Origin of the sequence: Lonsdalea britannica (genome assembly GCF_003515985.1) — a bacterium.
Taxonomy (GTDB): domain Bacteria; phylum Pseudomonadota; class Gammaproteobacteria; order Enterobacterales; family Enterobacteriaceae; genus Lonsdalea; species Lonsdalea britannica.
Map to the genome: position 1 here is coordinate 228,692 of NZ_CP023009.1, position 14,459 is coordinate 243,150.

Annotated in this window: 13 protein-coding genes and 4 tRNA genes; 6 read left to right on the forward strand and 11 right to left on the reverse strand. The window is 51.5% G+C overall.

The window, feature by feature from the left end:
- Window positions 1–6: 6 nt before the first annotated feature.
- The 11 genes from CKQ53_RS01120 to pncC form a co-directional block, all read right to left on the reverse strand.
- A complete protein-coding gene (locus tag CKQ53_RS01120) occupies window positions 7–435 on the reverse strand; it encodes a YqaA family protein (RefSeq protein ID WP_085653086.1) in 429 nt (142 codons plus the stop codon).
- On the reverse strand, window positions 432–998 hold the full coding sequence (yqaB, locus tag CKQ53_RS01125) for a fructose-1-phosphate/6-phosphogluconate phosphatase (RefSeq protein ID WP_085653087.1): 567 nt from the start codon (window positions 996–998) through the stop codon (window positions 432–434). The genes CKQ53_RS01120 and yqaB overlap by 4 nt, the downstream gene beginning before the upstream one ends.
- 221 nt (window positions 999–1,219) lie before the next feature.
- Window positions 1,220–1,296 (reverse strand) — tRNA-Arg (locus CKQ53_RS01130).
- A gap of 54 nt (window positions 1,297–1,350) precedes the next feature.
- Window positions 1,351–1,427, reverse strand: a tRNA-Arg gene (locus tag CKQ53_RS01135).
- A 72-nt stretch (window positions 1,428–1,499) separates the two neighbouring features.
- Window positions 1,500–1,576 (reverse strand) — tRNA-Arg (locus tag CKQ53_RS01140).
- A gap of 13 nt (window positions 1,577–1,589) precedes the next feature.
- Window positions 1,590–1,682: transfer RNA gene (locus CKQ53_RS01145), tRNA-Ser, on the reverse strand.
- Between the two features lie 304 nt (window positions 1,683–1,986).
- Window positions 1,987–2,172, reverse strand: a complete 186-nt coding sequence (csrA, locus tag CKQ53_RS01150) for a carbon storage regulator CsrA (protein ID WP_005972168.1) — start codon at window positions 2,170–2,172, stop codon at window positions 1,987–1,989.
- A gap of 314 nt (window positions 2,173–2,486) precedes the next feature.
- Window positions 2,487–5,114: an alanine--tRNA ligase gene (gene alaS, locus CKQ53_RS01160; RefSeq protein WP_085653088.1), complete on the reverse strand. Its 2,628-nt coding sequence runs from the start codon at window positions 5,112–5,114 to the stop codon at window positions 2,487–2,489.
- A 138-nt stretch (window positions 5,115–5,252) separates the two neighbouring features.
- Window positions 5,253–5,729: a regulatory protein RecX gene (locus tag CKQ53_RS01165; protein ID WP_085653089.1), complete on the reverse strand. Its 477-nt coding sequence runs from the start codon at window positions 5,727–5,729 to the stop codon at window positions 5,253–5,255.
- A 50-nt stretch (window positions 5,730–5,779) separates the two neighbouring features.
- Window positions 5,780–6,856, reverse strand: coding sequence for a recombinase RecA (recA, locus tag CKQ53_RS01170; RefSeq protein ID WP_094118881.1), 1,077 nt, complete (start codon window positions 6,854–6,856; stop codon window positions 5,780–5,782).
- A gap of 105 nt (window positions 6,857–6,961) precedes the next feature.
- Entirely contained in the window at window positions 6,962–7,456 is a 495-nt protein-coding gene (pncC, locus tag CKQ53_RS01175; RefSeq protein WP_085653091.1) for a nicotinamide-nucleotide amidase, read from the reverse strand.
- A gap of 292 nt (window positions 7,457–7,748) precedes the next feature.
- On the opposite strand from pncC, the gene CKQ53_RS01180 reads away from it, so the two are divergent.
- From CKQ53_RS01180 to CKQ53_RS01205, 6 genes are all read left to right on the forward strand, one after another.
- Window positions 7,749–8,228 (forward strand): SRPBCC family protein, encoded by a 480-nt coding sequence (locus CKQ53_RS01180; RefSeq protein ID WP_085653092.1) that lies wholly within the window; start codon window positions 7,749–7,751, stop codon window positions 8,226–8,228.
- Between the two features lie 407 nt (window positions 8,229–8,635).
- Complete coding sequence (locus CKQ53_RS01185) at window positions 8,636–9,406, forward strand: (S)-acetoin forming diacetyl reductase (RefSeq protein WP_085653093.1); 771 nt, start codon at window positions 8,636–8,638, stop codon at window positions 9,404–9,406.
- 322 nt (window positions 9,407–9,728) lie between these two features.
- Entirely contained in the window at window positions 9,729–10,502 is a 774-nt protein-coding gene (locus CKQ53_RS01190) for a (S)-acetoin forming diacetyl reductase (RefSeq protein ID WP_094118606.1), read from the forward strand.
- A 400-nt stretch (window positions 10,503–10,902) separates the two neighbouring features.
- Window positions 10,903–12,450, forward strand: a complete 1,548-nt coding sequence (locus CKQ53_RS01195; protein ID WP_085653231.1) for a catalase — start codon at window positions 10,903–10,905, stop codon at window positions 12,448–12,450.
- A gap of 97 nt (window positions 12,451–12,547) precedes the next feature.
- Window positions 12,548–13,051, forward strand: coding sequence for an ankyrin repeat domain-containing protein (locus tag CKQ53_RS01200; RefSeq protein ID WP_244201030.1), 504 nt, complete (start codon window positions 12,548–12,550; stop codon window positions 13,049–13,051).
- A 300-nt stretch (window positions 13,052–13,351) separates the two neighbouring features.
- Window positions 13,352–14,278 (forward strand): alpha/beta hydrolase, encoded by a 927-nt coding sequence (locus CKQ53_RS01205; protein ID WP_094118605.1) that lies wholly within the window; start codon window positions 13,352–13,354, stop codon window positions 14,276–14,278.
- Window positions 14,279–14,459 lie beyond the last annotated feature (181 nt).

Consider the following 14,459-nt stretch of genomic DNA (forward strand, 5'->3'; position numbering starts at 1 on the left):
AACTGGTTAGGACCACCATGCAACCCCTTGTAACGTCATCCAGCACAGCACGAGATAACGTAGCGCTTTCCCAATGAAAATACAGAGCGTAGCCCGACCCCATGGCAAGCGTAACCAGCCCGCCAAGACGCAAAGCATATCTCCAATGATAGGCACCCAGCTAAATAATAGCGCAGCAACACCATAACGCTCTAACCAGCGCTGAGCCTTCGCCCGCCCTCTTCCGCTGTGACGCTTAGGTAGGAATCGGCCGACGATCATATTAGTGAACCCACCTAACGTGTTACCGACCGTAGCAATCATCACCAGAAGCCACGGGCTGGAGGTTTCGGTTAATAATAGCGATACCAGAACGACCTCCGAGCTGCCGGGCAATAACGTGGCGCTCAGGAAACTGCTCCAGAAGAGCGAAATGAAAGACCAGACTTCACTCACAGCGTTCTGACATCGACAACGTCCATATTTGCCCGCGTGGCAGCTTCAATACCAAAGTCGGCATCTTCGAAAACCACACAGTCTTCAGGAGCCACATGGATAAGCTCAGCGCAACGCAGGAAGGTGTCGGGGTACGGCTTATGCTGTTTTACATCATCGGCACCCACTATCGCGTCGAAATAATGTCTGACGCCGAGATGGCTGAGCAGCTTTTCCGCCATCGCGTGCCGACTACCGGTACCTACAGCCATTGGTCGTCGGCCATGATAACGCTTCACCACGTCCATCAACGGCAACGGTGTAACGGTATCCAGCAACATTTCCATCGCTAACGACGTTTTTTCTTCTGCGAGCTGATGAGGGTTGAGGTCGAGCTGATGTCTGGCAATGATAAATTCGGCTATACGCCAGGTCGGCGCGCCATTCAGCGCCACTAGAGGTGCTGGATCATACTGCATTCCCTTCTCGGCAAGCACCTGCTTCCAAGCCAGGCGGTGGGTTTGCTCAGTATCCAGAATAGTGCCATCCATATCGAATATGAGGCCCAGATAGCGATCGTACATCTTGCCTCCATGGCACTTTAAAAAATGGATATCTACTTTAGCGCAAAGTAAAAAACTTGTCGCTTATTCAATAACCATATAAAAAACATGCCATTAGGATGATGACAAACAACTGGAGGAAAACATCTAATGAGGAACGAATAAAAGAATTTGAGGAAATAAATAGCAAGAACTAGAGAAAAAGGGATAAAAGCAAAGGAGAAATAATTAAAGGAAGAAGATGGTGCATCCGGGAGGATTCGAACCTCCGACCGCTCGGTTCGTAGCCGAGTACTCTATCCAGCTGAGCTACGGATGCATATCAGGATTGATGTGCTAATACTTTTGAAAACAGAGGATGATACAGTAGTGATGGTGCATCCGGGAGGATTCGAACCTCCGACCGCTCGGTTCGTAGCCGAGTACTCTATCCAGCTGAGCTACGGATGCATTGGGACTCACTGCAAACTTCTCTTTTCTCTGATGAACTACAAGGAGCCACCAGAACAACAAACTGCTTGATGGTGCATCCGGGAGGATTCGAACCTCCGACCGCTCGGTTCGTAGCCGAGTACTCTATCCAGCTGAGCTACGGATGCATAATCAATTAAATGGCGGTGAGGGAGGGATTCGAACCCTCGATGCAGCTTTTGACCGCATACTCCCTTAGCAGGGGAGCGCCTTCAGCCTCTCGGCCACCTCACCTAACATGACCTGTGATACTCAACTCATCTTTCGTTTCGTGCTCACCGGTACTGCGTGGCGCACATATTACTTTCCACGACTTATAAGTCAAACAATTTTTCCCTCATCATGTTTGTTTGCACACTTCGCGGCCAATACGTACAGATTGGCAACACAAAGTATATTTTATCAACAGAAAAACAATTGCTTATCATGCTCGCGAGCAGGAAGAAATAAATGCGGAACCTAGATGGGGAAAACGGGAAATACGACTAAAACGAGCGATAGAAGCAATCGCGCCTCGTTTTACGAGACGCATTGCCAATTAATACGATGTTGGCTGAGACTTCTCTGCCTGAATGCGCTGATAAATCTCTTCGCGGTGAACGGAGACCTCTTTGGGGGCGTTGACACCAATGCGTACCTGATTGCCCTTTACTCCCAGTACAGTAACCGTAACCTCATCGCCGATCATGAGGGTTTCGCCAACTCGACGAGTTAAAATAAGCATTCTTTGCTCCTTGAAAAGATTATAAAGAGTCAGGCCCCTTCATTTTCTCACCATTATCCGTCATGGGCCAAGAAAACGTAAACCCAGATGATGATTGTTCATCATCCCACTCATAGTTGTTACTAATGTTCAGTCTAGTCGATATAAGACAGCTTGCGATTTTTGTTATCACAGCCAGACGGTAGGTCTTCCTGCCCCCGGTTTTCCAGGGGCTCATAAACTCCATCTGGCTTGCGCTCATCCGTTTTCGCAAGCCCAAGGCGCCAAAACTGTTTAAGGTTGCGACGTTTGTCTAGATAACATTGGTCATTTAGTTATAGCTTATCAACCACCCAGGCTTCAACGCTCTCCAGAGCCGCTGGCAGAGCGTTAACGTCACTGCCGCCCGCCTGGGCCATATCAGGACGACCACCGCCTTTACCGCCAACCTGACTGGCGACAAAGCCAATGAGCTCGCCTGCTTTCACCTTACTGGTCAACTCTTTTGTCACTCCGGAGATAAGGCTGACCTTACCTTCGGTTGCCGTAGCCAGAACGATAATCGCAGACCCCAGCTGGTTTTTCAGGTCATCGACCATCGTGCGCAGCATTTTGGGTTCAACGTTATCCAGCTGAACGACCAGCAGTTTCACACCTTTCACCTCTTTCGCTTTACCCGCCAAGGAGGAGCTTTCTTGTGCCGCTTGCTGCGCTTTCAACTGCTGCAGCTCTTTTTCCAGCGTACGCGTACGATCGATAACAGAACGCACTTTTTCCGCCAGATTATGAGTATCGCCTTTAACGAGCGCGGTCACTTCCTGCAATACATCACTCTGACGATGCAGTGCGTTGATCGCATTTTCACCCGTCACCGCTTCGATGCGACGAACACCTGCGGCAGTGCCCGACTCCGACACAATCTGGAACAGACCGATATCCCCCGTGCGGCTGGCATGAATGCCCCCACACAGCTCAATCGAGAAGTCGCCCATCGTCAGCACACGAACATGGTCATCGTATTTTTCGCCAAAGAGCGCCATAGCGCCTTTTGACTTAGCCTCTGAGATCGCCATCACTTCGGTTTCGATCGGCAAATTGCGACGAACCTGAGTATTAACAATATCTTCAACTTGACGAATCTGTTCTGGTTTCATGGCTTCAGTATGCGAGAAGTCGAAACGCAGGTGGCGATCATTCACCAAGGAACCTTTCTGAGCAACATGCTCACCGAGTACCTGACGCAGTGCTGAATGCAGCAAATGCGTCGCGGAGTGATTCAGACGAATACGATCACGACGCGCCTGATCGACCACCGCATTCACAGTACCATTAATTCGCAGCGTACCATGGCTGAGTTTACCGATATGACCAATAGCCTGACCATATTTCTGGGTATCTTCCACCACGAAACTCGCATCTGTCGTTTGGAGCTCACCCCGGTCACCGACCTGACCACCGGACTCACCGTAGAATGGCGTGTTGTCCAAAATGACCACAGCATCTTCACCGGCATGAATTTCATCGACAGACTGACCTTCACGATAAAGTGCAATCACGCTGGCATTGCCTGCCGTGTTTTCGTATCCGCAGAAGTCGGTGGCCGTATCGACACGAATCTGGCTGTTATAATCCACGCCAAAGCCGCTGGCTTCGCGAGCGCGTTGACGCTGCGCTTCCATCGCTCGTTCAAAGCCGTCTTCATCGACCTTGATATTGCGCTCACGGCACACGTCCGCGGTTAAATCCAGCGGGAAACCATAAGTGTCGTACAGACGGAAAGCGGCTTCGCCATTTAGCGTATCGCCCTGCAGACCATTAATCTCTTCGTCCAGCAGCGCCAATCCACGTTCCAGAGTCCGAGCAAACTGCTCTTCTTCATTTTTCAAAGCCTGTTCGACCAACGCTTGCTGACGTTTCAGGTCTTCTGCAGCCGAGCCCATCACACTGATCAGCGGCGCAACCAACTTATAGAAGAAGGTATCTTTGGCGCCCAGCATATTGCCATGACGTACGGCGCGACGAATGATACGGCGCAGAACATAGCCCCGGTTTTCATTGGATGGCATAACGCCATCTGCGATCAGAAAAGCACAGGAACGAATATGGTCGGCAATAACTCGCAGCGACTTATTATCCAGATCGTCCGTACCAATCACTTTCGCTACGTCAGCGATCAGCGTTTTGAACAGATCGATTTCGTAGTTGGAATTCACATGCTGCAGAACGGCTGAAATGCGTTCCAGACCCATGCCGGTGTCCACCGAAGGCTTGGGCAACGGCAACATCGTGCCATCGGCCTGACGATTGAACTGCATGAAGACCAGGTTCCAGATCTCGATATAGCGGTCGCCGTCTTCTTCCGGAGAGCCCGGAGGTCCGCCCCAGATGTGGTCGCCGTGATCGTAAAAAATCTCGGAACATGGGCCGCAAGGTCCGGTGTCGCCCATCTGCCAGAAGTTATCTGAAGCATACGGCGCGCCTTTATTGTCACCAATACGGATGATGCGTTCGCGTGGAACGCCAATTTCGTCGGCCCAGATATTGAAAGCTTCATCATCCGTAGCATAGACGGTCACCCATAGCTTTTCTTTCGGCAGATTGAACCACTGCTCGCCGGTCAGTAATTCCCAGGCATTGCGGATGGCCTCATGCTTGAAATAGTCGCCAAAGCTAAAGTTGCCCAGCATTTCAAAGAAAGTGTGATGACGTGCGGTATAACCTACGTTTTCGAGATCGTTATGCTTCCCACCGGCACGCACGCAACGCTGAGACGTAGTAGCGCGCGAATAGCTACGCTTGTCCAGACCAAGGAAAACATCCTTAAACTGGTTCATCCCCGCGTTCGTGAATAACAGAGTTGGATCGTTATTTGGTACTAGGGAGCTACTGGGGACGATCTGGTGTCCCTTACTGTGGAAAAAATCGAGAAACGCTTGACGGATCTCAGCGGTGCTCTTGCTCATAATTGTCCTGAAATCAAGCTAAAAGAATGGTCGCGGGTCCGACCCGGACGACATATCGACGAAATCGGACCAAACACGAACTAAAAAAGTGGGAATAAGATAAATTTTCTCAGGAGGGAAGTAAAATCCCGTATACATTCAATCTGAAAAATTCGTGTACAGAGACTGAATTTCATCATGCGAAAAACCGCGATACAAGAGGTAACGCTGAACTTTCGCTTTTTCTTTCCATTCGCTGGGGAGCGGATGACCAAACTTTCGTTCAGCGACCTGTTGAACTAATTGATACCAATCAACGTCACTGACGCGCAATGCTTCGCTTTGCGTCGATTTGTCCACGCCTTTCTGACTTAACTCGCTGCGTATTCGCTGCACGCCGTACCCTTTCCGACTACGACTTGAGATGTAACGTTGAGCAAATCGTTTATCGTCAAGCCAACCGTACTCGGCACAATAGGCGATGGCCTGCTCAATTTCCTGATCGACAGCAATGGAGTCATCGCCGTTTTCTTCTGATGGGGAATACAAGAACGCCGCAATTTTGCGGCGTAACTCGGTTTCACTGTGGTCGCGGACCGCCAACACATTCATGGCATAACGCAATATTTTAGACATGCGTGACCTTGATCGATGTATGGCTGCTGCTAGCTAACATAATGAACTAATTAAAAATCTTCTTTGGACTCGCCAGCTGTACCTTCATCAAGACCCGCTTCGCTACTGGCAGCCATTGCCGCTGGCTCATTGCCTTTATTTAGCAACATATCGCGTAGTTTTTTATCCAGCTCATTGGCAATCGAGCTATTCTCGCGAATGAAGTTACATGCATTGGCCTTACCTTGACCAATTTTTTCACCGTTGTAGCTATACCACGCCCCCGCCTTTTCAATCAGCTTGTGCTTAACTCCAAGGTCGACCAACTCGCCAAAGGTGTTAATACCTTCACCGTACATAATCTGGAATTCAGCCTGTTTGAACGGTGCGGCGACTTTGTTTTTCACGACTTTCACGCGGGTTTCACTCCCGACCACTTCGTCACCATCTTTGATAGCGCCGATGCGGCGGATATCCAGTCGTACTGAGGCGTAGAATTTCAGCGCGTTACCGCCGGTCGTCGTTTCAGGGTTACCAAACATCACGCCGATCTTCATTCGGATCTGGTTGATGAAAATCAGCAGCGTACTGGACTGTTTCAAGTTGCCTGCCAGCTTACGCATCGCCTGACTCATCATTCGCGCGGCCAACCCCATGTGAGAGTCGCCGATTTCACCTTCGATTTCAGCCTTCGGCGTCAATGCAGCTACAGAGTCAACGATAATGACATCCACGGCCCCAGAACGTGCCAGCGCGTCACAGATTTCCAGTGCCTGCTCACCCGTATCCGGCTGGGAACACAACAGGTTGTCGATATCGACACCCAGTTTCTTCGCGTAGATAGGATCCAGCGCATGCTCCGCATCAATAAAGGCACAGGTTTTTCCTTTACGCTGAGCCGCGGCAATCACCTGCAACGTCAGCGTGGTTTTACCTGAGGATTCCGGCCCGTAGATTTCCACGATACGGCCCATAGGCAAACCGCCGACGCCCAGCGCGATATCCAGGGACAGGGAACCTGTAGAGATAGTTTCAACATCCATTGAGCGATCTTCGCCCAAACGCATGATAGAACCTTTACCGAATTGCTTTTCGATTTGACCCAGTGCTGCTGCCAGTGCCTTTTGTTTGTTCTCATCAATAGCCATTTCTACTCCTGTCTCGCAGCAAGAAGCTGCATCTGCGCTGTTGCTTGTTCATGATTCACCGAACGGGTGACGGACATTATACTGTACACTCATACAGCATCAAGGTTAATTTTGCAGAAAAGTATTCAGCAGCGTTTCCAGACCAAACTGAACGGCTTGTTGGCGGACGCGATTGCGATCGCCGTCGAAGTGCATTCTACGGACGAATCCGTTTTCATGTCTGGCGGCGAAACCAAACCACACGGTGCCGACCGGTTTATCGGCGGTTCCGCCGTCCGGACCGGCGATACCACTGATGGCAATCGCATAATCCGCTTCTGCTTTGTCCAGCGCGCCTACGGCCATTTCTTCCACCACTTCGCCGCTGACGGCCCCATGCTGCGCCAGCGTTTCAGCCTTAACGCCGACCAAAACTTCTTTGGCTCGATTACTGTAGGTCACAAACCCATAGTCAAACCACGCGGAACTCCCTGAGACATCGGTAATCGCCTTCGCCACCCAGCCCCCCGTGCAGGACTCCGCGCAGGTCATGTGCGCGCTACGGGATTTCAATCGTTCGCCAACCTGCTCACTTAACTGAAAAATATGATGTTCTGTCATCGACTGACTCACTATAGTAATGAAGCTGTTACCCATCAGGGTAGCATTTCTCGCCTCAAAAAACGTGGCAAGTCCCTCAGTGCAAACCGATACGCAGCAAGGATGAGAAACGTAACAAATACAGCAATAACATTCAGATCGCTGTCACCTTTTCACAACCGCGATTCGATACACCGCTAGAGCAATCCTGCGAACACGCATTCTGCGGTACACTTGGGAATACCATTCTCTACAGCAACGTAGGGCGGCAGATAAAGGAGGGACGAACGTGTCATCAACGTTCTTACGCAATATGGGCGTGAAAGGTCCTAACGCCACCAGCTTCGGCAAATCGATTGTCATAGACCGACCCGCAGACATGTTATTCGACCTATGGCGCAAACCAGAAACACTCCCCGTTCTAATGAATCATTTTGCGCGCATAGAGATTCTGAACGAGACGGATTCTCTCTGGCGAGTCAAAGCGCCGATCGGACCAAGCATTGAATGGACGGCCCGCATCGTGGAAGAGCTGCCGGGGAGTTTCATTCATTGGTGTTCTCTTGAAGGCGCCCGCATTCCAAACGAGGGCAAGTTGTCCTTTCAACCCGCGCCACAGAGCAGAGGCACAGAAGTCACGCTGACGATCTATTTCGATGCGCCGGGTGGACTATTGGGACGACAAATCGGTCAGATGTTCGCGCTACTTTCTAAAGAAATGCTGAACAATACCCTCCAGCGTTTCAAAAAACTGGCAGAGCAAGAACCCCTGCCTCCGCCGGCATCATCCTAATCGACAGACAAAAAAAATCCCGCTCGAAAGCGGGAAAATAACTACTCTCAGACAGGGATGAATAACACAACATCAACAAGGGATGACTCTAATCTACCAACCTGAATGTATAGAACTGTCATAGGTCGGTAAGGTTGATAGTCAGGATGTAAGGTGAATTTGGCTTGTTACAAACTTTCCAATTCCACACCGCCCTTCCCCATTATTCCCCTGTCTGCCGAATGACACTCTTCCTGCATCCTCTCTCGTTGTCATGCGCCACGTAACAAATAATGATGGTCGCATTTATATCCCTGAGTTATTTAAAGCCAAATAACAATAATCATTCTCACTATGAGTTTTTATTCCTTTGGTCTACGTCTATCCTCACAGAAGCGATTTAACTATCACACACAAAGGAATAGAACATGACGAAAGTTGCATTGGTAACCGGTGCGGGTCAAGGCATCGGGGAATCTATCGCCCTTCGCTTGGTTAAAGACGGATTTGCCGTAGCTATTGTGGATTACAACGGTGACAGCGCTAAAGCGGTAGCGCAGCGTATTAACGAAGCTGGCGGTAAAGCGATTGCGGTCACAGCCGACGTCTCTAACCGGGACCAGGTCTTCGCCGCCGTTGAAGCAGCCAAGCAACAGCTGGGCGGCTTCGATGTGATCGTCAACAACGCAGGTATCGCGCCGAGCACGCCGATTGAAGAAATCACGCCGGAAATCGTGGATAAGGTTTACAACATCAACCTGAAAGGGGTGATCTGGGGTATTCAAGCTGCCGTCAAAGCGTTCAAAGAATTGGGTCACGGTGGTAAAATCATCAATGCCTGTTCACAAGCGGGACATATCGGTAACCCGGAACTGGCTGTCTACAGCTCCAGTAAATTCGCCGTTCGTGGTTTAACGCAAACCGCAGCACGCGACCTGGCTCCGCTTGGCATCACCGTCAACGGTTTCTGCCCGGGCATCGTGAAAACGCCAATGTGGGATGAAATCGACCGCCAAATTTCCGAAGCGGCTGGCAAACCTAAAGGCTACGGCACTGAACAGTTCGCCAAACGCATCACGTTAGGCCGTCTGTCAGAACCGGAAGACGTAGCTGCTTGCGTTTCTTACCTGGCCAGCCCGGATTCTAACTATATGACCGGCCAGTCGCTGCTGATCGATGGCGGTATGGTATTTAGTTAATCAATAAACTCGTGATGGCAGTCTTGACCGGGCTGCCGACGCCTACGTTCTCCCGCCACTGATTAAATCAGACGGGAGAACGCATTCTTTCATTTCCCTTTCCCCTAGTATTTCTCTTCGTCACTCACCGTTGATTGTTGATTTTTATATGCCGGCCCAGGCTGAAAAATAGTTAGTTCAGGAACAATTGCTTCGACTGATAAACGCACTCGGTTATTGAATGCCGGGTAAAAGTCACTGAATTTACTATGAGTTTTTATTTAACACGCCAGACGCTACCCTACCCGCAATTGATTAATAAAATTTATTAAAGGGATAACAGATGACAAATAAAGTCGCGTTGGTCACAGGAGCGGGTCAGGGAATTGGTGAAGCTATCGCGCTTCGTCTGGTGAAAGATGGATTCGCTGTCGCTATCGTCGATTACAACGGCGAAAGTGCCGAACAGGTCGCACAGAAAATCAATTCCGCAGGCGGTAAAGCCATTGCGATTACGGCCGATGTCTCCGACCGCGATCAAATCTTCGCGGCTGTCGAAACAACCGAACAGCAGCTGGGCGGTTTCGATGTCATCGTCAACAACGCCGGTATTGCACCGCGTGGCCCGATTGAAAACATGACGTCCGAAATCATCGACCGCGTTGTGGATATCAATATCAAAGGCGTTATCTGGGGAACCCAGGCGGCAGTCAAAGCGTTCAAAAAACTGGGTCACGGCGGCAAAATCGTCAATGCCTGTTCACAGGCAGGCCAGGTCGGCAACCCCGATATGTCCATCTACAGCGCCAGCAAGTTTGCCGTACGCGGGCTGACTCAAACCACCGCACGCGACCTGGCGCCGCTAGGTATTAACGTCAATGCCTTTTGCCCGGGCATCGTCGTTACGCCGCTTTGGCAAGAGTTTGATCGTAAATTCTCTGCCGCCGCGGGTAAACCGGAAGGATATGGCACCGAGCAATTCACCAAGCAGATTGCGCTGGGCCGTCCGTCCACCCCGGAAGATGTGGCAGCATGCGTATCCTATCTCTGCGGACCTGACTCCGACTACATGACGGGTCAGTCATTGTTAATCGACGGTGGTATGGTCTTTAAGTAAGCGTCTGACCTAAGTCGTGTGTTTCCCGCCGGATTGAACTTGTCTCTGGCGGGAAACCGATCCTACAACATCCCTCGCAGCCCCGTTCTCTTTTGTTCGATTCCGTCCGCAATCATGCCGCTATAGCCCGCCTATCAATTCGATAGAAATAACGGCCTCAAGCATAGGGTTAAAACAGGTAAAGTAATTCAGTCACGGAAAGTAACTATTTTGTTCTTCCCGGGATGATAGACCTATACGTGGCAGCCCGGTCAGGCCTGAACAGAGGGAAGAAGGACACGCCCAGGGAAAGACAGAGCATCAGGCGGCAGTAGACCGTGGTTTGTCGGAAATCAGCACAACGGACTCGACGGCAATACACCCCTTATTGTTGAACATCGCAAGGAAGAAGAGGCAAATTATGAGCAATATACCCGCAACGCATCGTGGCGCCAGCTGGAAAAAAACGCTGGTCGCCGTGTCATCACTCATCGTTTTTCAGTCGGCATTCGCCGATACCTTAACCCGCGATAATGGCGCACCGGTCGGTGATAACCAGAATTCGCAAACCGCCGGTCCCAACGGCCCGGTTCTTCTTCAGGACGTCCAACTGCTACAGAAGCTGCAGCGTTTTGACCGCGAACGCATCCCGGAACGCGTGGTTCACGCCCGCGGGACCGGCGCGCACGGTCAGTTCACTGCGACAGACGATATTTCCGATCTCACGGTCGCCGATGTATTCAAAAAAGGCACGCACACCCCCGTCTTCGTGCGTTTTTCCAGCGTCGTGCATGGTAACCACTCCCCGGAAACGCTGCGTGACCCGCGCGGTTTCGCCACCAAATTCTATACCACACAAGGTAACTGGGATTTAGTCGGCAACAACTTCCCGACCTTCTTCATCCGAGACGCCATCAAGTTTCCCGACATGGTGCATGCTTTCAAACCGGACCCACGCACCAATCAGGATAACGATGCTCGTCGTTTCGACTTCTTCTCTCACCTCCCGGAATCGACCCGTACGCTGACGTTGCTCTATTCCAACGAAGGGACGCCGGCAACCTACCGGAATATGGATGGTAACGGCGTTCACGCCTACAAACTGGTTAACGCCAAAGGGGAAGTTCACTACGTGAAATTCCATTGGAAAACGTTGCAGGGCGTGAAGAATCTGGATCCCAAACAGGTTGAAGAAGTGCAAGGCAAGGATTACAGCCACATGACCAATGATTTGGTCAGCGCTATCCAGCGCGGCGACTATCCGAAGTGGGATCTTTATGTTCAGGTATTGAAGCCGGAAGATCTGCAAAAGTTCGACTTCAATCCGCTGGACGCCACCAAAATCTGGCCTGACGTCCCTGAACGTAAAATCGGGCAGATGGTTCTGAACAAGAACCCGGATAACTTCTTCCAGGAAACCGAGCAGGTCGCAATGGCACCCGCGAATCTGGTTCCCGGTATCGAAGCATCCGAAGACAAGCTGCTGCAGGGCCGACTGTTCGCTTACGCGGATACCCAGCTGTACCGGGTAGGCACGACGGGGCTGAGTCTGCCGATCAACGCGCCTCTGAAAGCGGTCAACAATGGCAATCAGGACGGTACGCTGAATCACGGGCACACCCAGGATGAAGGCGTGAATTACCAGCCTAGCCGACTGCACCCGCGTGAAGAACTGGTTTCCGCGCGTTACAGCCAAACGCCGCTGAACGGGACGACACAGCAAAGCAAGATCCAGAAAGAGCAGAACTTTAAGCAAACGGGCGAGCTGTACCGCTCTTATAGCGAAAAAGATCGCACCGATCTGGTCAATAGCCTGGGTTCAGCCTTGGGAACAGCAGATGTTGAAAGCAGAAATATCATGCTGTCTTACTTCTACAAAGCCGATCAGGACTATGGCTCACGGCTGACGACGATCGCCAAAGGCGATTTGACGAAGGTGAAGAGTCTGGCCGCTAAACTGAGCGACTAATGATGCCCGGCCGCCCGTGGATCATCCCCGCGGGCGGTCACTTATTTCGGGGAATGCCGTCATGAAACGTGTGTTATCGCTCGTCACGGGCTTGTTTATGCTGATCGGCCTCGCACAGGCTCAACCGCCAGAAAACCCTGGGAACGTACAGTCGCAGTTAAACCACTATTTGTGGGATGCCGCCCGAAATGGCGAGCTGCCCATTATCACCGAATTCATCCACTCGGGTTACAACCTGAATGTGCAGGATGAAAAGGGATATACCGCCGTGATCCTCGCGGCCTATCACGGCCACGATGACGCCGTCGCGCTCATGCTAAAACACGGCGCCGATCCCTGCCTGAAAGACAAACGAGGCAATACCGCGCTAATGGGCGCCGTATTCAAAGGCGAACTGCGCATCGCCAAACGGCTGCTCGCCGCGGAATGTAATCCGGACGAACGCAACAACGCCGGACAGACGGCGGCCATGTATGCCGCCTTGTTCAAACGCACTGAACTTCTTCACGACTTGCAGCGAAAAGGCGCCGATATGAGCACCAAAGATGCCATGGGCAATAGCGTAAAAACACTGGAGCGCGGCGACGTGAAAGGACAGTAACCGTTTCATATCCCGGCGGCCCAACCGGCCGCTGCTTACCCACAACGCCATCACATTCGATCATATCATCGCATTAATCCCTTCATGTTTACGGCCGAAGTCCCCCTCAAAAATCGACGTCCACGCTATCGCTGATTTCATCAACCTCTGCATACAAGCTCGCCATTTCCGTCTCAGAAGGCTTTGACGCCGCCAAAAATATTCCGGTAACGTACGGGCTTTCCCATCTACGTATTGGCAGGATGACGTCAACCTCTCCGATGGCGGCTATCCATGAATACGCACTCTGGAGCTATCGCCATGACGCTTGAGCCCGGCATCGCCGCACTCGTTCAGGACTTCATCAATGCAGGCCGCCCATCGGCAAGAAACCAATCTATTGACGATCGCAGAGCGGGATACATCGCCGGAGCCGCTCTGTCCGGCGACATCGAAACGCGCGTCGATGTAGAAGAACGGGAACTACAAGGGCTGAACCTGCGTATCTACTCACCGCTTCAGGCGCCGTCACATACTCCCGCCATCGTTTATTATCACGGCGGCTGTTTCGTCAGTGGCGGATTTGCCACTCATGACAACACGCTTCGCCAGTTGGCTTTTCACAGCCAATGTCGAGTCATTGCCGTCCAGTATCGTCTAGCGCCTGAACATTGTTATCCCGCCGCCCACGACGATGCTTTTCGGGCTTTCTGCGTCATTCAGGAACAGGCGGATGAGTTGCACGTCAATGCCGCCAATTTGGTCTTGATGGGGGATAGCGCGGGCGGTCATTTGGCTCTCATCACCGCATTGCGGGTGCGAGATCGCGAAGGCATTCAGCCTCGCGGACAGGTGCTGATTTACCCCATGTTGGATGCCACCGCCGTGAGTGACACGTACCAGACTAATGGCGACGATTTCATTATCACTCGCGATACCCTGCTCACCGGCTATGAGGCTTACTTTACGCCGTCTGAGTATGGTCATCCTGAAGCCAGCCCCTTGTGGCGGCCTGACATGACCGACCTTCCCCAAACGCTGATTATTACCGCGGAGTACGACCCTCTGCGTGACGAGGGGGAACAGCTTTATCGTACGCTGGTGAACACGGGCGTGGACGTCCGGTGCAAACGCTATCTGGGCGTGATTCATGGATTTTTCCAGTTGGCCGGAATCAGTCAAACGGCGCGAGATGCCATGCAAGACATCGCTTCCATCGTCAGGCAAATGGTGGGGCAAAAGGATTAATGAGGGAGAGAGCTGCACGTCAGGCATCCATTGTCAGATCGTTCTGCATTTAATACCGGAGAGGGATATCTGTTCGTATAAAGACTGACATAGGAAGCATGCTCTCAGGCAACGTAGTCCTTTATCGTGTCAGGTCAGTATCTGAAACAAGGTCTGGGGTCTGGGGTCTGGGGTCTGGGGT